Consider the following 23001-nt stretch of genomic DNA (forward strand, 5'->3'; position numbering starts at 1 on the left):
TGCTGAAGAGTAGGCGGTGAACGCGGCCGGCGCAAGGCAGGCGAAGCGGCCGTGCCCGTCGCCGCGCCGGCGGCCGGGCGCGCGGGCCCGCGCACGCCGCTATCCGACCTCGACCCTGTTCCTGCCCGTTTCCTTGGCCTTGTACAGCGCCAGGTCGGCGCGCTTGAGGATGGCCTGGGCATCGCGCTCGCCGGGTTTGCGCGACGCCACGCCGATGCTGACGGTAAACGGGATCGGGATGCCGATGCGCCAGTTGTGCGTGAAGTCCTGCTGCTCGAACGTCGATTTCAGCGCTTCCGCGGCCGCCCTCGCCTGTTCGGCGTCCAGCCCCGGCAACGCGGCCACGAACTCCTCGCCGCCCCATCTGGCGAACACGTCGACCTTCCGGCTGGACCCCATGCCCACCTTGGCCACGATGCGCAGGACCTCGTCGCCGACGTCGTGTCCGTAGGCGTCGTTGATCTTCTTGAAGAAATCCACGTCGAGCATGAACACCGCGAGGTCTTCCTCCGTGTCCAGGATATTGGTGACGACATCGAGGAATTCACGGCGATTGGGCAGGCCCGTGAGCTCGTCCGTCACGGCCTGCTTCTGCAGCAGGTCGATCAGGCGGACGCGGTCGGTGATGTCGCGGATCACCGCGGTGAATTCGATCAGCCCTTCGACGTTGATCTTCGAGATCGCGATTTCCACCGGCAGCATCGAGCCGTCGCGGTGCAGCCCGTAGACGCGGTTGCGCTCGTCCATCTGCCGCGAGCGCACCGGGGAGCGCGCGAACTGCTGCACGTATTGCGCATGGTGCGTCCGGTATTTGTCCGGCAGCAGGCACTCGATGGGCTGGCCGACCATCTCGGCCGACGAATAGCCGAACAGGTTCTCGGCGGCCCGGTTGAACAGCGTGATGTTGTGCTGCTGGTCGATCGTGATGATCGCGTCGTAGGCCGCGTCGACGACCGAGCGGAAGCGCGACGTCGTCGCCTCCAGGTCGCGCGTGAGCTGCATGCGCGAGGTGATGTCCAGCCCGGTGACGAGGATCTCCAGCACGGTGGCGCCGCCGTTGGCATGGCGGAACGGCTTGAGCGACAGCCGCCACCAGTGGGTTCCGTCGCGCAGGTCATAGGCCTGCTCCAGCTCCTGCGCGATGCCCGAAGTGAAGCACTCCTGCAGCTTCTGGCGAAACTCGTGCCGGGCGTAGTTCGGGATCAGGGTATCGAACGGGACCGGGAACGCCCGCATGCCCACGCGCTTGCCGCCCGTCATCTGGATGAAGCCGTCGTTGCAGGCCGGCACCATCAGCCGCCCCGACTCGTCGTGGCCGATGACCGCCACGCTGGCGGCGATGCCGTCGACGAATTCCTGGATCGTGTTGCACGAGTCAGCCATCTTGTCCCCCGCTGGAAATGCCGCGCCGTTGTCACGTCCCTGACGCCCGCAACGCCCCGCAATGTGCCGGATTCCCGGATGGTAGTGCAGTTCGCTGGCGATGGCGCGTGTCTGACGGAGAATGCCACGGCTGCGGGGTGCGCATGGCGGTATTTGGGAGGGGGAAAGCGGAGGACTGGCGCGCCGGAGCGCCGGAAGATGGTGCCCCAAACGAGGCCCAAACGAAAAACGGAGACCGAAGTCTCCGTTTTCTTTCAAACCTGGTGGGGTGGGACGGAATCGAAGATTGCCCAGAGAGCCAATGTTTACGCCACTCTCCGGAGTTACAAAAAAGTCGGGATACGGGCCAGGGTACGAGTGCAGAAAAACGACGAAAGTGGCCGGTGTTCGATCCCAATGCTGGTGAGGTTGACAGCAAACCAGGGGGCGTTCCACCAAGTTAGATACTAGTCCATCGTACCTGTGTCCCGGGCGCGTTCAGCCAAGATCAGCCTCGGAATGCTTTGAAGTTGTCGGTCGACCACACGCCATCTTCCGAGAACGACCCGGCGCGGGCGCGGTTTGTCGTGTTCCACAGCGCATCGAATGCCGGGCGCAGTGCCCGCGAGTAATCCTCGGGCGATCCGTAGGCGTCGATCGGGCAGGGCGGCAAGGTGGCGATGGCCCGGCCAATTTTGGGGGCGTTCTTCGGCAGGGATTTGCCGACGGCGTAGGCCGCGCGCCGAACGTCCACCAGCGTCAGAAACACCGCGATTGGCGGCGGTACGCCCAAGCTTTGCAGGCCCGCGAGATAGCGGGGCAGGGCTGTGAATATAGTTTCCTCGAACGTCTTGGCGTCGATGGCGTTGTCGGACTCGTGCAGGACGAGGTTGTTCAAGGTGGCTTCCAGCTTGCCGTCCCGATACAGCGTGGTGCTGCCGCTCGCACCCCCATCGCAGCCGTTGACGACCATGCCATCGAGCGTGAATTGCGGCGCGCGACCGTCGTGGGCCAAGGCGCGGAACTCGTCGCGCAGCTCGGTGGCCGCTTTGCCCAGGTCCACGCTCCACGGCGAAGTCACCGAGGCAAGCGGTACCAGATTCAGAACGGCGACGCCGTGATCGGTCTTCGGCGGGTAGTCGGAGACGCGAGGCTCGAACTCGCGGAGTCGAGCATCGCGGAACTGGACGGCCAACTGGTGGGCGTTCGCGCCCAGCGTGAAAAGGGTTCGTAGTTCGTCCACGCTTGCCTCGTGCGCCCCGGCGGAATTGCGTATCCAGAATTGATTGAGATTACCCCGGCTGACGCGGTGCGGCGGGCGCCAACTGCGCGGGATGCGCAGGACGATGCAATGTTGGCCGCTTTGCAGGCGGACGGCTCGGATGCGCAGTCCCTCGATGCGAGGCTCGATGCCGGTCTGCGCCAGGCTTTCCAGCCGGCGGATTTCCGTGTCGATGTCCACGTCCTTGCCCAAGCCGTTCAGGCGGGAAGGCTGACCCTTGGGCTTTTCCGAGATGCCGAGTATGAGATGGCCGCCGTGTGCGTTGGCGAAGGCGGAAATGTCCTTGATCGCTTCGCTGCGGCCCTTGTCGTCGTTGTCGTAGGAGATGGCCTTGTATTCGAGCCGCAGCCCTTCGGGGACTTGTCCCTCGACCAACTCCGCGAGGTCGGATTCCGCGACGGCCTCGAAATCGGTACGGTCGATCGACATGGAAAGGGCTCCTGGGACAATGACGGCAGGCGACAAGATTATCGCCGAATCTCTCCGGGTGTCTCCCAGACTAGCCTAGCCGCACTGTTCCTGCCGACGGCGAAAAATTGCACTTGTCCATCAGGCGTGCGGTATGATTTCCGAACAGCCGCGTCACGCTCAACCTGCTGTCGGGTTAAACGACGTTCCACCTCTTGATTTCATTGACCATGCCTTTCTTTCTTCTATGGTCGATGCGTAATCGGCAGACATCGACCTACCTTTTGGAAGGAAGTTTGGCATGTCAACCTCTACGTTTTTTGTCTCTAAAGCCTCCCTGCGTCATCTCAAACAGCATGTGCAGGGCAGCCTGTCCGGCGTTTCATCTTCTCATCTCAGCGAAGGCATTGCGGCTGCGCTGGGTTTCAAGACTCACGCGGCGTTGCGCGCGGCCTTGGCGGATCAAGCGACCGCCGAGGCGGAGAAACCCAGCAATGCCCGGCTCGTGCAGCGCCTGCGACAATTGGGTCATGCCGTCCCCGACAATTTGAAACCGTTGCCCGAATTGCGGCACTCCTATACCCCATTCAGGCGCGAGCCTCTGAGAACAAAACGGGGGGTGCGTTGGTGGGCGTGGCGCAATCTCATGGTGGCGGCGATCAATGCGGGGCTCGAACAGCGCCTGTTCGGACTGTCACCAGGAGAGAACTGGTGGCCTGGCGCTTCGCCGGACAGCGACAAATGCGCGCGAGGCATCTATCGCTTCGTATTTGATACGGATATGCCGGCCGTCGTCAGCGTGAATGCTATTAGCGGTGATGAGCTGTCCATTAGCGTCATCCTCAGGCCCAAGAACACAAACAGGGAACCCGAGTGGTATTGCGACCTGACCTCCGGGGACGCGGTGGCGCAGGGCTGGCTGGAAAGGCGCCTGGGTGCCTGGATTCAGGATGCCAGCGATCGGTTCCGTTGCAAGCGGGTCTTGCAACCCCGTCTCGTTGAACTAGTCATCGAGCCCGCCGGCTACTCGGATCAAGGCAGCTTTATCATGTAGCGATACCGCCGTGGGAGGAGACAACTCAGCCGTCCAATGTGACCATGACGTAATGCGCCTTCCCACGGAATTTACTCCCGCCATGTCGAACAACGCGCTCTACTTTCCCAACATCAGCGTGCCCAGCACGGTTTGGACGGCACAGGCCATTCTGTATTGGGACAAACTTGTCTCCATCGTCCCGCTCGATCATCTCGACAACCCGGAGCGCCTGAGTTCGAACACCAGGGACTTGATGACGGAAGGACTTGTCGAGCCCGTGATGCCGAGCAGGTACCTGTACCGAATTCCCGAGTTCGACAAACGCTTTATCCGGTACATCGAAAGCACGATGGATCGTTGGTGTAAGTCCCCCAGGCGTTTCCCCGGGGGCAACCCGCCAGCTCGGATTCATGCAGAGAAGTTGGGCGAAATTCCGGATTTCCTGGTGGATGCCGGCCTGGCCCGACGGTCGGAGTGGCCTTGGTACGAAATCGAAGAACCCTTTGCGGGTTACTTCATGACTTACCTTGCTACCGTGTTGTGCGCGTTGCCCGAAGTCGGCGCCACCCCGATTACGGACAGGCTGGCTCTCGCCAAGCCGCTTGGCCTGACTCCAGCCGGCGCGCGTATCGACCGCGGGCTGCATGCCACCAAAGCCCGGCAGGTGATTCTAAAAGCCTTGCTTCCGGTGCCTGCCGGACCACTGAACATCCACAAGCTGGTTGAATTCAAGCAGCGGCACGGCCATCTGCTACCGCAGCTACGGACCAAGATCGAGCTGCATTCCGCTCGCATCGCGGCCTTTGCATCTCCTGAACAGCGCCTACTAGAAACCGAAGCATTCATTGCCGACAGCCAAGAGCAAATTGACGAAATCACCGCTGCAATGGAGCTGTCTTTCACCCGCATCATTCTTGGCAAGATTTCCCCTCTATTGGGAGCTGGCTTGGCGCTGAGCTATGGCACCGATCTGGCAAATTCCGGGGCAGCAGCCGGTGCGGCACTCTCCTTGGCCGGCACGATATACGAGGTCGTTTCGAGCATTCGAGCAGGACGGCCTCTGGACACCAAGCCGCTGGCCTACTTCGCCCACGGCCAGCGTGAACTGGCACCCGCTCGCTCTTTCGGTAAGAAAGCGCCCGGCTAAATATGCGGCGGGGTTCCGCACTTTGTCGACGAGACAGATGCAGGGCCGATAGCTGGATTTACAACCACGCCTGGCAGAAGGCTTGCCGGCGGGCGGGCCTGGATGGATTGCGCTTCCATGATCTGCGCCACACTTGGGCGAGCTGGCATGTCCAGGCGGGCACGCCGCTGCCGCAGCAGCTCGGCGGCTGGGCCAGCTACCAGATGGTGCTGCGCTACGCTCACCTCGGCCGGGACCACATTGCGGCCTACGCGGACAACCTCGGCACGCTACGGTACATTCACGGCACAGTGCCACAAAAGAAAACGGAGGCCGAAGCCTCCGTTGCCTTGTCAAACCTGGTGGTGTAGTCCCCTACTAGAAAGAACCTTCCTGCCTCACCGGCGAGGACACCGTAGGCGAGATTATATACGATGCGGAGGTCCGGGTGGACTTTGGCTGTCTCCGCGCATTTCCGACCTTCGATAGCTTGCGCTGCCACGGTCAGCGCCCGGGGTTCTTGACCTTCAGATGGCGGCATGAATAGCGCTGCTGCCCCCAGGACACGGCAAAGGTTTCGGAAACCTCGTACCAGTTGCCGCCTGGATGGCCACCGCCGTGGTTCTCCCCCATGCAAGAGCATTCGCAGTGAAAGCCCTCAGCGTTCCAGCATGCCGGAGCGCATTTCTGGTGCTCCCGGTACAACTGGATCACGTAGACCTCTTGGTGTCGCCTCAGCGCAAGTTTGATCACGCTGTCGAACCACGCAGTCGGAATTTCCCAGGCCTTGAACTGCGCACACCAGTCCGGCTTCGAGCGTCGGCCATCCCGCAGCCACTCCATGTTCCCCTCGGCGAACGGAATGCGCGCCAGGACCGGGAGTGGCTTATTGCGCTTGAAGATGACCGGGATTTTTCCCTGACGCCAGAGATCCTTCAGTTGCGAGTCGCTCAGATCCTGTGACATGAGGGACTCGACTCCCTGACTCAGCGCTGCTTGTTGGCTTGGGACAGGACCGAGGCCGCCAGTTCTTTCGTCTCTTTGGCGTATCGGTCGCTGGCCAAAACGCGTGCGGCCTTGTCTTCCATCTGGGCTCCGGTCTGTTTGTCGCCGCTGCGCTGAGACAGAGCCGAGGCGGCCAGACTCTTGGCCACTTGCGACGAACTGCTGCTTTGCAGCGTTTCCGACGCCAGCCGACCGATTCGTGAGGACGTCTGCTTTGTGTTCTTGGACATCGCTGTTCCTTTCACATCAGGACTTGGAGACGGGCCGGAATGGCACCACCTTATTGCCTTGGGCTGGTTGGTCATCAACCGGCTTCTGGGTTGCTTTCAGTCGCGCAAACTCCACGACATTGGTTTTGCCCTGGAAGTAGCCTTCGGGCAATCCGGCGAGTGCTTCCACGTCACCCGCAGCCAGTCCGATGTGCCTCGGGATGGCTTCCAAAGGCATGACCTTCTCTTCGACCAACAGATCGATGGTGCGACGAAGCAAACGTGGCTGCTCTGGTCGACGATCCTCGTCTCCGGGTTCCGATTTCGCACCCCACCGAGCAGAGCGACGCTTGAAAAGCATCAGAGCGCCATCTTCATCCAGCATCTCAAGCGCCTTCAGCCGCATGATGATCGCCGCCGCCGACACGCCCCAACGGCGCTTCAGCAGCAACAAGTCATCCAGAGTCGGTGGCACGCGAACTTCGCTGGCGAACGTTTCGGCGGGCAGCAAAAAAGCGCCTGCGAAGCGGTGTGCCTGTTGCTCCATCAACTTGTGGCGTGCGCTGTCAGTCGTGCGTTGAATGTGACGATGCAGAACAAGATGCCCGATTTCGTGGGCAAGGTCGAAGCGACTGCGATAACCATTGTCCTTGTCGGCGGACAAGAGGATCAACGGTCGGCCCAGCACCTCGCTCCAAGCCGACAGCCCTTCAATCTGGGCAACGCCGGTTTCTTCCCGAACGAGGATGACCCCAGCACCTTCCACGGCCAGTGCCAAGTCTTGAATCGCCGAGCGGCCCAGACGCCACAGATCCCGGCATTCGCAGGCGGCCTTCTCGATGTCCTCGTTGGTGATCTGTTCCGGCTCGGTGTAATCGCGAGATGGCAAATTGACATCAGGGTAGTCGACGTATTCCATCAGTGCGGCGGCCACGTCCTGGGCCCACTCAAGGCGGGCCTCCAGCATGGCGCGTGCAGCGACGTGCGCTGACGCGTTGCTGCGAAAAAGCGGCAACGACAACTTCGCCCCGGGCGCACGCGTAAACCATTCCGGCGTGACGTTGACCACGCCAGCAAGGCGTTCAAGCGCGTCACGCTCAGGCGCTTGCGTTCCTGCGCGCCACTTACTGATGGTCGCCGGAGACACATCGACCATCGAGGCCAGCTGGACTTGAGTCAGACGACGGGCCGCAAGAATTTGGCTAAGTCGATCTTTCTGAAATCCCTGTACACCGCCCCTGCTCATGATCCTGTTCCATCTTTGTCTTGTTGTTTGCCAATGTTCTTCTTCAGCTTCGGCACAGCCAAATCGTCCTGGCCTGCTGTCGGCTGCTGGTCGTAGCGCTTGATGAATGCGTCAATGGGTTCCCGGAAAAGCCAGCCTTGCATGTGGCGATCTGGGACCGCGATTTCGATGGCGACGGGTGTGTCCGGCTGGCTGTGCAGCGATCCTGCAAAGCAGGCCACGACGAACACAACCGCTTGGGATGGCTCCACGTAGCCTGAAAAGAGTCCGGGTTGAACCAGTGGCTCGATGGCTGCGTTCGCCAGGGACATCTGTTTTCGGGTTTCGCTACGCCGCCCGCTGTTCCAGACCCCATACTTGGTGTTGAACCGTGCCAAGGTGAAGATCCCTGACCGGCCCGTGACGATCTGATTGCCGCGCAGCGGTGAAGGAGATGCGTCTGCAACGGCGAGTGCGCGATGGAACGACTCATTCATATGGAAGTGGCGCAACTGCCCCACCACGCTGGGCAAGTGCCCGTCATCCATCCCGCGCGCTGCGGCATAGGCACGTTGAGCACCGACCAGCTTGGCTTCTTCGAGGCCCATGACAAGCTCACGCGGGATATTCCTCACGAGCAGGTCATGGATCGTTTCTTGGTTCGGCTGGGCCATTGGCAACTCCGTCATCGGATTTCGTTCAAGCGGATTCTATCATCAAATAATTTCGCTTAAAAGGTTTTCGTGTAGGTGATGCTGCGATTGAGGCCGTAACACCCCCGATTTGTAGCGCGCTCAGCGGATCGTCTACCAGCAACGATACCGGGAGAACGTGGGCTAAATGTTTCGTTTTGTCTTCCACAAGTTGCATTCGACGAAATAACGGAACATACTCTATCCATGCTCTCCAGTACCCACAATCAGCGCGTCCTCGATCTGGCCAGCCAGAAGGGGCTACTGCGCGCCAGCGATCTGGACGCCATCAGTGCGCCTCGGGTCGTTCTGACGCGCCTGACCGCTGCGGGTCTACTAGAGAAGGTGGGGCGTGGCCTGTACCGTCTGCCGGATGCACAGGTTTCGGAATTCGAGAGCCTTGGCACCATCGCCACCAAGGTACCTCAAGCGGTGTTCTGCCTGCTTACGGCGCTGCAGTTTCATGAGCTGACCACGCAGCTGCCGCGTCAGATCTGGATCGCCATGCCACGAGGCAGCCACCCGCCTCGTGTCGACTACCCGCCCGTCAAGATGGTGCAGTTCACGGGTGATGCTTACTCGGCAGGGATTGAAGATGTCGAACGCGATGGTGTAAGGCTCCGGGTGTACAGCGTGGCCAAGACCGTGGCGGACTGCTTCAAGCACCGTAACAAGATCGGGCTAGATGTGGCGCTGGAGGCGCTGAAAGACGCCCGGGCGCGCAGCAAGGCATCCGTCGACGACATCTGGCGCTTCGCCAAGATATGCCGCGTGGCCAACGTGATGCGCCCCTACCTGGAGAGTGTCGGATGAGTGCGGCCACCCCAAATGTCGCGGCATCCGTCCGTGCGCGCCTGCTCAATGTCGCCAAGGCACAAGGCGTCGATTTCAATCAGGTGCTGGTGCGCTTTGCCTTGGAGCGCATCCTCTATCGGTTGACCCAGTCGCCGCACGCGGATCGCTTTCTGCTCAAAGGTGCGCTGCTGTTCACGCTCTGGTACGACATGCCACACCGGGCCACACGCGATGCCGACCTCTTGGGCTTCGGTGCCAGCGATCTGGAGTCAGTGGCCCAAGTATTCCGGGACATCGCAGCCGTACCGGTCGACGACGGCATCGTGTTCGACCCAGCCTCTGTCACGGTCGAGGAGATCCGCAAGGAAGCAGGCTACGGTGGCGTTCGCGTGATGATTGCAGGCGATCTTGCCAGAGCACGCTGCAAGACCCAGATCGATGTCGGCTTCGGCGACGCAGTCACCCCGGAACCTGTTGATTCGGTCTACCCAGTACTGCTGGAGGAAATGCCCGCACCACGACTGCGGGCCTACCCAACGTACACCGTCATCGCAGAAAAGCTCCACGCCATCGCTTTGCTGGGCATGACCAACAGCCGCTTGAAGGACTACTTCGATCTATCGGTGCTGTTGGAAAGAGAAACTCTGGACACCGATCTGCTGGCCCAGGCGATCAAGGCCACGTTTGAAAGACGGGGCATGGCAGTTCCTGAAGCGCTGCCAGTCGGCCTGACGGACGAGTTTGCACACGACGCTTCGCGCCAGGCGCTGTGGCTGGCATTTCTCAAGAAGAACGAACTTCCGCCAGAACCCTTGCACGCCATCGTTGGCCGCTTGAGCGTGGCATTGGCCCCCGCGTTGAACACCGTCGCTCGTTGAATATCCCTTCATAGGGCAGCCGCTTCGCGCCCTTCGCCACGGTCAGTGGCGGTCTCCATACGGACTTTGCATGGAGACCACGATGACTACTCGACTTTGCGCGCACTGCGGCCACCCCTTCGAACCCCGCCCACAGGTTCCCGACCAAGCGTTCTGCTCCGCCCCTGAATGCCAGCGGGCTCGCAAGCGCGAATGGCAGCGGGCAAAACTCCAATCCGATCCTGACTACCGCATCAACCAGCAGGCGGCCCAGCGCGCGTGGTCACAGCGCAATCATGACTATTGGCGCAATCACCGAGAAGCACAACAGGCCAGCGGCGATCAAGGGAATCAACCTACCGCCGCCCATCGGCAGCCAGTCATCGATCCGGTAAAGATGGACGTGTCAGCTCTGCCTTCCGGCATCTACCGGATCACAAGACGGCCAGACTTCCCGAATGGAACACCGGGCTCTTGGGTAGTTGAAATCACGCTGCTGTACGAAACCTGTGAATGCAAGATGGATGCGTCAAGAGATGACTTGATCGACACCCAGGGAATCCAGCCTTAACTTCAAGCCCAAATGGGCTCTCGATCATCCTGGATGGCAACAATTTCAACCCTGTGCATTCCGGCCGCGCATTGCAGGCCACGTGTATGCCATTGAGGTGAAAGGCAGGCCCGAGAGCAAGTTCACACAACATAAAGTGATCGGGTCTATGCAGGCAGAAGAGTTCTCCATTCCGGGGGCGGATCAGCCACCGACATTTCGGGCCGCCGAGTACGTTCGGATGTCGACCGAGCACCAGCAGTATTCGACGGAAAACCAAGCGGACAAGATCCGCGAGTACGCGGCCCGGCGCAACATCGAGATCGTTCGCACTTATGCCGACGAGGGTAAGAGCGGCTTGCGCATCGATGGGCGTCGGGCGCTGCAGCAGCTGATCAAGGACGTCGAGGCAGGCATCGCGGACTTCCAGATCATCCTGGTCTACGACGTCAGCCGCTGGGGCCGGTTCCAGGACGCCGATGAGAGCGCCTATTACGAATACATTTGCCGCCGCGCCGGAATCCAGGTCGCGTACTGCGCCGAACAGTTCGAAAACGACGGCTCGCCCGTGTCGACCATCGTCAAGGGCGTCAAGCGTGCGATGGCGGGCGAATACAGCCGGGAGTTGTCGGCCAAGGTGTTCGCTGGTCAGTGCCGCCTTATCGAGTTGGGCTTTCGGCAAGGTGGCCCCGCTGGCTATGGCCTGCGACGCGTGCTGGTCGATCAGTCCGGCACGCTCAAAGGTGAGTTGGCGCGTGGCGAGCACAAAAGCCTGCAAACCGACCGCGTCATCCTGCAGCCGGGTCCGGATGATGAGGTTGCCGTGGTCAACCAGATCTACCGCTGGTTTGTCACCGACAACCTGACGGAGCTGGACATCGCCGAACGGCTGAACGCACAAGGCACACGTACTGACCTTGGGCGGGATTGGACACGAGCGACCATCCGCGAAGTGTTGTCCAACGAGAAATACATCGGCAACAACATCTACAACCGGCGATCCTTCAAACTCAAGAAGCACCGGGTGGTCAACAGCCCCGAGATGTGGATCAAGAAGGAAGGCGCGTTCGAGGGCATCGTGCCACCGGAGCTCTTCTACACGGCGCAGGGCATCTTGCGCGCAAGGGCACATCGCTACAGCGACGAGGAGTTGATCGAGAAGCTGCGCAATCTTTACCAGCGCCACGGCTACCTGTCTGGCCTGATCATCGATGAAGCTGAAGGCATGCCCTCGTCGGCGGCCTACGCGCATCGTTTCGGCAGTCTGATTCGCGCGTACCAGACGGTGGGCTTCACTCCGGATCGGGACTACCAGTATCTGGAAGCGAATCAGCTCCTGCGCCGACTACACCCGGAGATCGTCGGCCAGACTGAACGGATGATCGCCGAGGTGGGCGGCATGGTGGAACGCGATCCGGCTACCGACCTCCTCACCGTGAATCGCGAGTTCACCGTTTCACTGGTGCTGGCGCGCTGCCAATTGCTCGATAACGGGCGACGGCGCTGGAAAGTGCGCTTCGATACCAGCCTCGCGCCCGACATCACGGTGGCCGTGCGGCTGGACGACAGCAATCAGGCCGCCTTGGATTACTACCTGCTGCCCCGACTGGACTTCGGCCAGGCGCGTATCCACCTGGCCGACCACAACGGCATCGAATTTGAGTGCTATCGCTTCGACAGCCTGGACTACCTGTATGGCATGGCCCGGCGCATCCGCATAAGGAGAGCCGCATGAATCAGGACAAAGAGCATCGCCACGCGGATTTGCGGATGATCCCGCTGAGCCAGATTGAGGTTCTCAACCCCCGCGAGCGCAACAGCCGGGTCTTCGAGCAGATCGTTGGCAACATCCAGAACATCGGCCTGAAAAAGCCCATCATCGTGACGCCGCGTCCTGGGAGCAACGGCGAGCACTATCTCCTCATCTGCGGCGAGGGGCGCTTCAAGGCCTTCAAGACGCTCGGGCATCAAGAAATCCCTGCAATGGTGATGAACGTCGATGACGAATCGGCCTTCATCATGAGCCTCACCGAGAACATCGCCCGGCGAAAGTTCAGCCCGTTGGAATTGCTGTCCGGCATCGAGCAGTTGCGAGATCAGGGCTACGACAAGAAATCCATTGCCCAGAAAACGGGCCTGAGTCCAGAGTACGTGCAGGGCATCCTGCAGTTGCTGCAGAACGGTGAACAGCGACTGCTGATGGCCGTCGGCAGCGGGCGCATCCCGCTCAATGCGGCGATCACCATCGCAGGCGCGGGCAGTGATGAGAAAGCAATTCAAGCCGCACTGCAAGACGCCTACGAAACCGGAAAGCTGCGTGGCAGCCAGTTGATCCAAGCCCGTCGTGTGATCGAACGTCGGCGCACCCAAGGCAAGTCCATTGGCGGCAGGATGACATCCCGAAAGACCAATGAGGATGTCACCACGTCCAGCCTGGTGCGGAACTACCAGCGGGAGGTCGAACGGCAAAAGCTACTGGTCAGGAAGGCGGAGACCGCTCAGCGCAACTTGCTGTTCATCGTCGGGGCCCTGCGCCAACTGCTGGCCGACGAGAATTTCACAACCCTGCTGCGCGCGGAGGGGCTGGACACGCTGCCCCAGTATCTGGCGGAGCGGGTCTGGGCTCGAGGGAGCGGCGCATGAACAAACCGCCCCTGGGCTTCGTTCCGGAGCCATTGATCCTGCCCCTATCGTCCGTTTTACCTTCGCGCAAGACGCCAGAAGGCTTGCTTGCCTCACGGAAATTCAAGCAGATCACCGCATCTATCGAGGCGGTCGGGCTGATCGAACCCCTGTCGGTGGGAAAGCCCAACCGCGAGGGGCAGCACATCTTGCTGGACGGGCACACACGACTGGTCGCGCTGAAACAGCTGGGCTTCGACAAGGCTCCCTGCCTGGTAGCCACCGATGACGAAAGCTACACCTACAACAACCGGATCAATCGCCTCTCCAGTATTCAGGAGCACCTCATGATCCGTCGCGCTGTCGAACGGGGCGTCACCCCGGAAAAGCTGGCGAAGGCCTTGGACGTGGACATCAGCCACATCATCAAGAAGCTAAACCTGCTGGAAGGGATCTGCCCGGAGGCCGCCGAGTTGCTGCGCGACCAGACGTTTTCGGCAAACCTTGGCGCAGTCCTGCGCAAGCTCAAGCCGACGCGTCAGGTTGAGTGCGTCGAACTGATGGTCAGCGCCAACAACATCACGGTCGCTTATGCCCAAGCGCTTGTTGCGGCCACGCCCAGCAATTTGCTCGTCGGTGAAACCAAGCCCAAGAAGATGACCGGCGTCAGCGCCGACCAGATGGCCAAGATGGAGAGGGAGATGGGCAACCTCCACGAGCAGTTCAAGCTCGCCGAGCAGACCTATGGTCAGGACATCCTCAACCTGGTGCTGGCCAAGGGCTATCTCGCCAAGTTGATGGCGAACGAAGCCATCTTGCGTCACCTGACCAAGAATCATCCCGACGTGCTGAACGAGTTCGACAGCATCGTCCGCATGGTGGCGCTCGACAAATAAACGGTACGCAATCATGCGTAGTGAGCGAAATCCTTCCCATAGGAAGGTCGTGACGGCGTCCACGCAGGCGACCACGGTTCTTTAACAATCTGGAAGCATCAGGGTCATCGCCCCCAAAACGGAGTTCCTGCTTCCCTCCGTGATCAAGGGCGGTGGCCGACAGGCTTGCCGCTGGCCTGCTCATTTGCATTGGGGCGTGCTCATGGGCGAACAGCGGCACCTAAGCGCCCTTGTTCATGCATAAGGAATGGCGCATAATGTAATCATATTGATGATATAAACGGCGCCATGATGAGCAGTCAATCCGATTTTCACGGTCTTCCCGTCGTCTCACATGGATGAGGAGTCTTTGACGATGCACCCTCAGCGTGTCGAAAGTTTGAGTCATACCCAGCGCGAGCGTTTGGCCTACATCGACTTCCGCCTGTACTTCATGGGGGAAGTTGGCCGTCCTGATTTGGCCAGCCGCTTTGGAGTGGCACCCGCAGCAGCCACTCGCGATCTGGCTCTGTACCGCGAGGTTGCGCCGAAAAACATCGAGTTCGACGGCAGCAGCAAGATCTACAGGATTGGCAAAGCGTTCGCGCCTTTGTTCGACCATGCCCCGCAGCGGGTTCTGTCAGCACTTTCGCTTGGGTTCGGCGAAGGGGTGAATGGCGAGTCGCTGCCCATGTTTCCCTGCGAGTCACCCGCTGTGCTGAGTAGTCCTCGTATGGATGTACTGGCACCCATCTGTCGCGCGATCCACGCCAAGCGTCCGGTGGCCATCCGCTACCACTCGATGAGCAGCGGGGAGTCCGAACGGGTGATCGTTCCCTTCGCCTTGGTCGACACCGGCCTGCGCTGGCACGTCCGGGCCTTTGATCGCAAGAGTGGTGAGTTCCGAGACTTTGTCGTCACCCGCATCGAAGCGCCAACATTGGTCGATGAGGAACCCAAGGCCAACGAACGCCCAGACAACGATATCCAGTGGACTCGGATCGTCGAATTGGACTTGGTGCCTCACCCGCGCTTAAGCCGTCCCGAGATCATTCGAATGGACTACGGGATGAAGGATGGCTCGATTCGGATGCGAGTCCGTGCTGCGGTCGCTGGCTACATGCTCCAGCGTTGGAGCGTCGATGCTTCGCCAGACCACCGCTTGCAAGGTCACGAGTACAGACTTTGGCTGAAAGATCATTTGGCGCTTTACGGCGTCAAGAATGCCGTGTTGGCTCCGGGCTACCGACCACCCGACCAAAGCAAGGGAGAAAAATAACGTGGCCTACGATCCAAAACGCGCACTGGAACTGCTTCGCATCGGTTCCGGACGTACAGACGCAACCTTCCGCGATGGCCAGGAGGATGCCATTCGCCACATTGTCGAAGGCAAAGGCCGTTTGCTGGTTGTTCAGAAAACCGGATGGGGTAAGAGCTTTGTCTATTTCATTGCAACCAAGTTGCTGCGGGAAGCAGGAGCGGGCCCAGCACTATTGATCTCGCCGTTACTGGCGCTGATGCGAAATCAGATCGCTGCGGCAGAGCGGATGGGCGTTCGCGCCGCCACGATCAATTCGGACAACATGGACGATTGGACTGCAGTCGAAGGCAAGCTCGCCAACGGGGAAATTGACATTCTGTTGATCTCGCCTGAGCGGCTGGCTAACGAGCGCTTCCGTACCCAGGTGTTGGCGGGTATCGCCGCACAGATTTCCATGTTGGTCATCGACGAAGCGCATTGCATTTCCGATTGGGGGCACGACTTCCGCCCTCACTACCGGCTGCTGGAGCGCATCGTCAAGACCTTGCCACCCAATCTTCGGCTCCTCGCTACTACGGCGACGGCTAACAATAGGGTGATGGATGATCTCTCGGCGGTGCTGGGGCCAAAGCTCGATGTGTCGCGGGGCGATCTCAATCGCACCTCGCTTTCTTTGCAAACCATCCGGCTGCCCAGCCAAGCCGAACGCCTTGCATGGCTGGCTGAACAACTCGCCACGCTGCAGGGCCACGGCATCATTTACACGCTGACTGTAAGGGATGCTAATCAGGTCGCTGCCTGGCTAAAGACCCAAGGCTTCAATGTGGAAGCCTATACCGGAGAAACCGGTGATCGTCGTGAGCAACTGGAACAGGCATTACTTAACAATCAAGTTAAAGCGTTGGTTGCGACGACAGCATTGGGCATGGGCTACGACAAACCCGATCTGGCGTTTGTCATTCACTATCAGATGCCGGGGTCGGTCGTCGCCTACTACCAGCAGGTTGGTCGCGCTGGACGAGGGCTGGACTCCGCCTATGGCGTGCTGCTCAGTGGCGAGGAAGAGTCTGACATCACCGACTGGTTTATCCGAAGTGCCTTCCCAACCCGCCAAGAAGTCGCAGATGTCTTAGGCGCACTTGAAGAAGAACCTCACGGTCTGTCCGTGCCCGAGCTACTGACCCGCGTCAATCTGAGCAAGGGGCGCATCGAGAAGACGATTGCATTGCTCTCTCTGGAAGCACCGGCTCCCATCGCCAAGCAAGGCAGCAAGTGGCAACTCACGGCAGCAACCCTGAGCGAAGCATTTTGGGATCGTGCAGAGCGTCTCACGGCACTTCGGCGAGACGAGCACCAACAAATGCAGGACTACGTCAGTCTGCCGTTTGGTGAACACATGGGCTTTTTGATTGGTGCGCTCGACGGTGATCCAAGCGCTGTCACCGCCCCGGCCTTGCCTCCACTGCCTACAACGGTGGATACCGAACTGATCAAAGCTGCCATCGCATTTCTTCGTCGAACCAGCCTGCCTATCGAGCCGCGCAAGAAGTGGCCTGATGGTGGGATGCCTCAGTACGGGGTGAAGGGTTTCATAGCACCTGCTCATCAAGCCGAGCCCGGCAAAGCACTCTGCGTCTGGGGCGATGCTGGTTGGGGCGGCTTGGTTCGGCAGGGCAAATACCACGACAGCCGTTTTTCCGATGATCTTGTGGCTGCCTGCATAAAGATGATCACTGAGTGGAATCCGCAACCAGCCCCCACCTGGGTGACATGTGTTCCTTCGCTCCGGCATCCAGACTTAGTACCGAATTTCGCACAGCGCTTGGCTGCTGCGCTGGATCTACCGTTTCATATGGTCATCGCGAAAACCGACGCAAGACCTGAACAGAAAACAATGGCAAACAGTACACAGCAGGCGCGCAATATCGATGGCTCGCTTGCACTTAACGGCCAACCTATTCCTCCCGGCCCAGTCCTCTTGATTGATGACATGGTGGACTCACGCTGGACGCTAACAGTGTCGGCGTGGCTCCTCCGCAAGAGCGGCAGTGGCGCAGTTTGGCCGATGGCCCTTTCACAGACGGGGCACGACGAATGACGCCAGTTCTTTCACCCAACACCCAGGCAATCCTGCTGCTGACTGCGCCCCTCATTGCTGGGCGTAGCACGACATCATCCGATCTCCTGTCGCCAGGTGAATACAAACGTCTCGCACGTCATTTGCGCGAAATCCAGCGTCAACCAGCTGATCTCGTCTCGCCGGACGCGACTGAGATCCTGCGTGCGTGCCAACCGGTGATTGACGAGAGCCGACTACTGAAATTGTTGGGACGCGGATTTCTGCTGAGCCAAGTGATCGAACGCTGGCAAGCACGCGCCATCTGGGTGGTCAGCCGGGCCGATGCCGAGTATCCGCGTCGCCTGAAGGCTCGTCTTCGTGAAGATGCCCCAGCTGTGCTCTACGGCTGTGGCGACATGGCGTTGTTGGAGACAGGTGGCCTCGCCGTGGTTGGGTCGCGTCACGTGGACGACGCATTGATTGACTACACCATGTCAATCGGGCGACTGGCTGCTCGTGCAGGTAGCACACTCGTTTCTGGCGGTGCTAAGGGTATCGATCAGGCTGCCATGCGTGGAGCGCTCGAAGCTGGCGGCAAGGTCTGCGGGGTTCTGGCAGACAGTCTGGAAAAGACCACCATGAACCGCGAGCACCGCAACTTGCTGCTGGAAGGTCAGTTGGTGCTGATATCCCCCTACGACCCGAGCGCTGGGTTCAACGTCGGAAATGCCATGCAGCGGAACAAGCTGATTTATGCATTGGCCGACGCCTCACTCGTGGTGAGTTCTGATGTTAATAAAGGGGGGACTTGGGCTGGTGCGGTAGAACAACTCGACAAACTCAAGTTCGTTCCTGTCTTTGTTCGATCAACAGGCGAATCGTCCGCCGGACTAGACGCCCTGAGAAGCAAAGGTGCGCTGCCCTGGCCAAATCCGCGAGATGCCGATTCTTTCGAAGAAGTGTTCAACGTGCCTACTCCGTCAACAGCCACCTCTTCACAGGTTGGCTTGTCGCTGTTTGACGGAACACCTGCAGTGGACGCCACGGCAGTGGCACCCGATGTGCGCGATACCGTGCCTGTGTCCAAGGTCGAGGAAGAACCTTCTGTACCTGCCGAGGTTGATTCAGATACGAGGTCGTCCGCATTGGTGTCCGAAGATCCGCCACTAGCCGTCTCGAACGCGGAAGTGCCAGCAGGCGAAACCTCTGAGAAGCCGCTGCCAGAAATAGTCCCGGCCGAGTTGCTCTTTTCAGCTGTTCGGGCATTGATCCAGCAGCTCTTGACCACGCCGATGAAGGACGCCGAAGTGGCCGCAGCGCTGGACGTCTCCAACGCGCAGGCCAAGGCATGGTTGCAGCGTCTGGTTGAAGAAGGCGTATTAGAAAAACAGAAGAAACCTGCGGGCTACATCGTCAAGCAGAAACGGCTGTTCGAATAGCCAGTTGAAATAAAAGAGAGCGAAAGCGCAAGAATGGCCAAGACACTTGAAGCCCACGACAAACTGATCCGGGAGATCTTCGAAGGCAGCTACCAGTTCGAGATTCCGGACTACCAGCGCCCCTACGCCTGGACAACCGAGCAGGCCACAGAGCTGTTCGATGACCTGTATTCGGCGATGCAGGATGCACGTGTCTCCGGAGCCAGCAGCCAATACTTCCTCGGCAGCATCGTTCTGATCAAAAACGACCGGGAGCCGAAGTCGTCGGTTGTCGATGGCCAGCAGCGCTTGTCCACGCTCACGATGCTTTTTGCCGTGCTGCGTACAGTGATGCCGGATGCGGCAGACGACATCACAGACTTCCTCTACAAAAAGGGCAAGGTCAGTCTTGGTGAGAAAAACGAGTACCGCCTGACCGCCCGCGAGGAAGATGCCGACTTCTTCCGCACCAATATCCAGGAGCCGGGTGGCATCGCACAGTTGGTCGCCAGTACCGACAAGCTGAAAGACAGCCGTCTGCGTTACCGCGAAAACGCCATGCTGTTGCTCGAAAAGGCCAAGGCGCTTCCTCCTGCCGAACTGATTGCTCTGTGGCAGTTCCTCGCCAACGACTGCTCGCTGGTTGTCATCTCCACGCCCGACCTCGAAGCCGCGTACCGCATCTTCTCCGTACTCAACAACCGGGGGCTTGACCTCGCGCCTATCGACATCATCAAGGCGCAGGTGCTGGGCCTGATCCGCACCACGGCAGGCGAAGTCAAAAGCCGCGCTTACGCAAAAGAGTGGAGCCGGATCGAAAGCTCGCTAGGCCGCGACGCCTTCGGTGACCTATTTGGCCACATCCGCAGCATCTACGCCAAGAAGAAGCAGAAGTACATCCTGGTCAAGGAGTTCCAGGAGCACGTCACCGAGTACAAGACCCCTATCGACCTCGTCGACAAGGTCATCAAACCCTACGCCGAAGTGTGGGACTTCGTGCGCGACGCCGATTTTGAAGCCACAGAGCACGCCGAGACGATCAACGATCACCTGTCTTGGCTCAACCGCGTGGACTTCAAGGACTGGGTGCCCCCGGCACTGGTCTATTTCAAGCGCTTCCGGCAGCAACCCAAGCGACTTGCCGAATTTTTCCAGTCGCTGGAACGCCTGACCTACTTCCTGCTGGTCACCAAGGTGGGCATCAACGAGCGCATCGAAACCTACGCTGCGCTCACCAAGGAAATCGAGCCGGAGTCCTTCAAGGGGGATCTGGTCGCGCTCACCACCCTGACCCTAACAGACGCGCAAAAGCGCAAGTTCGTCGCGGCACTTGATGGAGACGTGTACGACGATCTGCCCAAGGGACGGATGGCGCTGGTCTTGCGCCTTGAGTCCTTGGTGCGCGCCCCCGGCGTGCAGCTTCAAGATGCCGTGTCGCTGGAGCACGTCCTGCCGCAAACACCGCCCGACGGTTCGGACTGGATCAAGTGGTTCCCGGATGAAGACGAGCGCGATGGCTGGACGCACCGTTTGGCCAATCTGGTTCCGCTGGATAGGAACAAAAACTCGTCTGCCAGCAACTACGACTTTGCCAAGAAGAAGGACGCCTACTTCAGGGGCAAGGGCAAGGCGTCGCCCTTCGTGCTGACGCAGGAAGTCAGATCAGAAAACGAGTGGACACCCACGCTTCTGGCAGAGCGCCAGCAACGCCTCGTGGGCGTCCTCAAAGACCATTGGAATCTCGCCGTCTCCACAGGCACGGCGGCGAGTTGAGGAACGTATCGATGCAGAAGAAACAACAACAAGACCAAAGCCAGATCAAGTGGATTTCCGACTTCATCTGGAACATCGCCGACGACCGCCTGCGCGATGTCTACGTGCGAGGCAAGTACCGCGACGTGATACTGCCCTTCACGGTGCTGCGACGGCTCGACGCAGTGCTCGAAGCTACCAAGGACGCGGTGCTGGAGCGCAAGAAGTTCCTCGACACCCACAAAGTAGCCGAGCAAGACGGCGCGCTGCGCATGGCAGCAGGCCAAGCCTTCTACAACGTCTCGGAGTTCACTCTGTCCAAGCTGAAGGCCAGCGCGGCGGGGCAGCGGCTGCGCGATGACTTCATTGCGTACCTGGACGGCTTCTCGCCCAACGTGCAGGAAATCCTCACCAAGTTCAACTTCCGTAACCAGATCCAGAAGCTGGTGGATTCGCACGTCCTTGGCTACTTGATCGACGACTTCCTCGACCCCGAGGTCAATCTCGCGCCGCTGCCGGTGAAGGATGCCGACGGCCGCATCAAGCTGCCTGCGCTGGACAACCACGGCATGGGCACGGTGTTCGAGGAGCTGATCCGCCGCTTCAACGAAGACAACAACGAAGAGGCAGGCGAGCACTTCACGCCGCGCGACGTGGTGCAGCTCATGGCCAAACTGCTGTTCCTGCCGGTGGCCGACCGGATCGAGTCCAGCACCTATTCGCTATACGACGGCTCCTGCGGCACCGGCGGAATGCTCACCGTGGCCGAGGAAGCGCTACACGAACTGGCCGAGCAGCACGACAAGGAAGTGTCGATCCACCTGTTCGGGCAGGAGATCAGCGACGAAACCTACGCCATCTGCAAGGCCGACCTGCTCTTGAAGGGCGAAGGAGCGGAAGCCGAGAACATCGTCGGTGGCGCGGACAAATCCACCTTGTCCGCCGACCAATTCCGCAGCCGAGAATTCGACTTCATGATCTCCAACCCGCCCTACGGCAAGAGTTGGAAGACCGATCTGGAGCGCATGGGCGGCAAGAAGGAATTCAACGACCCTCGCTTCATCGTCAGCCACGCGGGCAACAACGAGTTCAAGCTCATTACCCGCTCAAGCGACGGGCAGCTCATGTTCCAGGTGAACAAGCTGCAAAAGATGAAGCACAACACGCCGCTGGGCAGCCGCATTGCGCTGGTGCATAACGGCTCGGCGCTATTCACCGGCGACGCGGGCCAGGGCGAGAGCAACATCCGACGCTGGGTAATTGAAAACGACTGGCTCGAAGCCATCATCGCCCTGCCGCTCAACATCTTCTACAACACCGGCATCGCCACCTACATCTGGGTGCTGGCAAACAAGAAGGCCGAAGCGCGCCGTGGCAAGGTGCAGTTGATCGACGCCAGTGGTTGGTTCCAGCCGCTACGCCGCAACCTCGGCAAGAAGAACTGCGAACTCTCGGACGGAGACATCCAGCGAATCCTCGACCTCTACCTCGGCGAGGCACAGGAAACCGCCCAGTCCAAATGGTTCGACACTCAGGACTTCGGTTACTGGAAGATCACTGTCGAGCGCCCGCTGCGCCTAAAGAGCCAGCTCTCTGACGAGCGCATCGAGCCCCTGCGTTTTGCCTCCGGCGATGAGGCACTGCGCGCCGAGATCTACGCCACCCACGGCGAGGCGCTGTACAGCGAGTTTGCCAAGCGCAAGCCGGCGATCGAGGCGTGGCTGAAAGGCGAGGACGAGAACGAAGACGACGACGGTGAAGACAGCGGCGATGACAGTGATGCCCCCGTCGCCCGCAAAGCTGTTCCCGCCAAGCGCCGCAAGAAGTTGCTTGACGCATCGACGTGGCAGCGTGACAAGGGGCTGATGGAGGTGGCGCGACGGGCGCAGAGGACACTCGGCAGCGCCGTTTACGACGACCACAATGAGTTCCGCTCCCGCTTCGACGCTGCGCTGAAGGCGCAGGGCGACAAGCTCGGCGCACCGGAGAAGAAGGCCATCTACAAGGCGGTGAGCTGGCGCGACGAAGCCGCGCCGCCGGTCATCGCCAAGCGCAGCAAGCTCAAGGCGGGCGAGCATTTCGAGCCCGGCTTCGATGGCGCGTACCTGGAGACCGTGGGCAATGATCGCTTCATGGTCGAGTACGAGCCCGACAGCGAGCTGCGCGACACCGAGCAGGTGCCGTTGAAGGAACTGGGCGGCATCGACACCTTCTTCGCCCGCGAAGTACTGCCGCACGCGCCGGACGCCTGGATCGCCACGGATAAGACCCAGATCGGCTATGAGATTTCGTTCTCCCGCTATTTCTACAAGCCAGCGCCGCTGCGCACACTAAAGGAAATCCGCGCCGACATCCTCGCACTGGAGCAACAGAGCGAGGGCTTGTTGAACCGGATCGTGGGGGGCGCGTGATGCAGCAACTTCCTCGGCACGCGCAATACAAAGAATCCGGTTTGCCGTGGGTCGGG

19 protein-coding genes and 1 pseudogene are annotated in these 23001 nt (G+C 60.1%); 14 read left to right on the forward strand and 6 right to left on the reverse strand.

The genetic code is table 11. The features are described 5' to 3' along the window. Nucleotides 1-99: 99 nt before the first annotated feature. A complete protein-coding gene (locus K206_RS0100770; RefSeq protein WP_020200498.1) occupies nt 100-1383 on the reverse strand; it encodes a sensor domain-containing diguanylate cyclase in 1284 nt (427 codons plus the stop codon). A 487-nt stretch (nt 1384-1870) separates the two neighbouring features. Further along, the gene (locus K206_RS0100775) at nt 1871-3073 is read right to left on the reverse strand and encodes a helix-turn-helix domain-containing protein (RefSeq protein ID WP_020200499.1); all 1203 of its coding nucleotides are present in this window, start codon (nt 3071-3073) and stop codon (nt 1871-1873) included. Nucleotides 3074-3353: 280 nt separating this feature from the next. On the opposite strand from K206_RS0100775, the gene K206_RS42510 reads away from it, so the two are divergent. From K206_RS42510 to K206_RS0100790, 3 genes and pseudogenes are all read left to right on the forward strand, one after another. After that, a complete protein-coding gene (locus tag K206_RS42510) occupies nt 3354-4106 on the forward strand; it encodes a hypothetical protein (RefSeq protein ID WP_155887897.1) in 753 nt (250 codons plus the stop codon). 82 nt (nt 4107-4188) lie between these two features. Continuing rightward, on the forward strand, nt 4189-5235 hold the full coding sequence (locus K206_RS0100785) for a hypothetical protein (RefSeq protein WP_020200501.1): 1047 nt from the start codon (nt 4189-4191) through the stop codon (nt 5233-5235). A 47-nt stretch (nt 5236-5282) separates the two neighbouring features. Then, nucleotides 5283-5585 (forward strand): annotated as a pseudogene (locus K206_RS0100790) (tyrosine-type recombinase/integrase); the annotation flags it as partial. Nucleotides 5586-5718: 133 nt separating this feature from the next. Here K206_RS0100790 and K206_RS0100795 read toward each other — a convergent pair. Genes K206_RS0100795 through K206_RS0100810 form a run of 4 tightly spaced genes read right to left on the reverse strand, consistent with a single transcriptional unit; the run spans nt 5719 to nt 8327 of the window. Further along, on the reverse strand, nt 5719-6180 hold the full coding sequence (locus K206_RS0100795; protein ID WP_020200503.1) for a hypothetical protein: 462 nt from the start codon (nt 6178-6180) through the stop codon (nt 5719-5721). A gap of 20 nt (nt 6181-6200) precedes the next feature. Continuing rightward, a complete protein-coding gene (locus tag K206_RS0100800; RefSeq protein WP_020200504.1) occupies nt 6201-6449 on the reverse strand; it encodes a hypothetical protein in 249 nt (82 codons plus the stop codon). Nucleotides 6450-6465: 16 nt separating this feature from the next. Continuing rightward, a complete protein-coding gene (locus K206_RS0100805; RefSeq protein WP_029043068.1) occupies nt 6466-7674 on the reverse strand; it encodes an XRE family transcriptional regulator in 1209 nt (402 codons plus the stop codon). Beyond that, nucleotides 7671-8327 (reverse strand): hypothetical protein, encoded by a 657-nt coding sequence (locus tag K206_RS0100810; RefSeq protein WP_029043069.1) that lies wholly within the window; start codon nt 8325-8327, stop codon nt 7671-7673. Before K206_RS0100810 ends, K206_RS0100805 begins: the two co-directional genes overlap by 4 nt. A gap of 225 nt (nt 8328-8552) precedes the next feature. On the opposite strand from K206_RS0100810, the gene K206_RS0100815 reads away from it, so the two are divergent. The 11 genes from K206_RS0100815 (at nt 8553) to K206_RS0100855 (ending at nt 22945) form a co-directional block, all read left to right on the forward strand. Next, nucleotides 8553-9158, forward strand: a complete 606-nt coding sequence (locus K206_RS0100815) for a type IV toxin-antitoxin system AbiEi family antitoxin domain-containing protein (protein WP_020200507.1) — start codon at nt 8553-8555, stop codon at nt 9156-9158. Further along, nucleotides 9155-10018 (forward strand): nucleotidyl transferase AbiEii/AbiGii toxin family protein, encoded by an 864-nt coding sequence (locus K206_RS0100820; RefSeq protein WP_020200508.1) that lies wholly within the window; start codon nt 9155-9157, stop codon nt 10016-10018. Before K206_RS0100815 ends, K206_RS0100820 begins: the two co-directional genes overlap by 4 nt. Before the next feature lie 82 nt (nt 10019-10100). Continuing rightward, on the forward strand, nt 10101-10568 hold the full coding sequence (locus K206_RS41225; protein WP_081651276.1) for a hypothetical protein: 468 nt from the start codon (nt 10101-10103) through the stop codon (nt 10566-10568). 148 nt (nt 10569-10716) lie between these two features. Then, nucleotides 10717-12282: a recombinase family protein gene (locus K206_RS0100825; protein ID WP_020423609.1), complete on the forward strand. Its 1566-nt coding sequence runs from the start codon at nt 10717-10719 to the stop codon at nt 12280-12282. Further along, nucleotides 12279-13190, forward strand: coding sequence for a ParB/RepB/Spo0J family partition protein (locus tag K206_RS0100830; protein ID WP_020200510.1), 912 nt, complete (start codon nt 12279-12281; stop codon nt 13188-13190). The genes K206_RS0100825 and K206_RS0100830 overlap by 4 nt, the downstream gene beginning before the upstream one ends. Next, nucleotides 13187-14065, forward strand: a complete 879-nt coding sequence (locus tag K206_RS0100835; protein ID WP_029043071.1) for a plasmid partitioning protein RepB C-terminal domain-containing protein — start codon at nt 13187-13189, stop codon at nt 14063-14065. The genes K206_RS0100830 and K206_RS0100835 overlap by 4 nt, the downstream gene beginning before the upstream one ends. 355 nt (nt 14066-14420) lie before the next feature. Next, nucleotides 14421-15323 carry a YafY family protein gene (locus tag K206_RS0100840; RefSeq protein ID WP_029043072.1) on the forward strand — a complete coding sequence of 301 codons (903 nt, stop codon included), beginning with the start codon at nt 14421-14423 and terminating at the stop codon, nt 15321-15323. A gap of 1 nt (nt 15324) precedes the next feature. After that, entirely contained in the window at nt 15325-17403 is a 2079-nt protein-coding gene (locus K206_RS41230; protein WP_081651272.1) for a RecQ family ATP-dependent DNA helicase, read from the forward strand. Then, nucleotides 17400-18803 (forward strand): DNA-processing protein DprA, encoded by a 1404-nt coding sequence (locus K206_RS37255; protein ID WP_043364973.1) that lies wholly within the window; start codon nt 17400-17402, stop codon nt 18801-18803. Before K206_RS41230 ends, K206_RS37255 begins: the two co-directional genes overlap by 4 nt. Nucleotides 18804-18836: 33 nt before the next feature. After that, nucleotides 18837-20555: a DUF262 domain-containing protein gene (locus tag K206_RS0100850; protein WP_020200514.1), complete on the forward strand. Its 1719-nt coding sequence runs from the start codon at nt 18837-18839 to the stop codon at nt 20553-20555. Between the two features lie 11 nt (nt 20556-20566). Continuing rightward, nucleotides 20567-22945, forward strand: coding sequence for a class I SAM-dependent DNA methyltransferase (locus K206_RS0100855; protein ID WP_020200515.1), 2379 nt, complete (start codon nt 20567-20569; stop codon nt 22943-22945). Nucleotides 22946-23001 lie beyond the last annotated feature (56 nt).

This window comes from Cupriavidus sp. WS (genome assembly GCF_000395345.1).
GTDB classification, from domain to species: Bacteria; Pseudomonadota; Gammaproteobacteria; order Burkholderiales; family Burkholderiaceae; genus Cupriavidus; species Cupriavidus basilensis_B.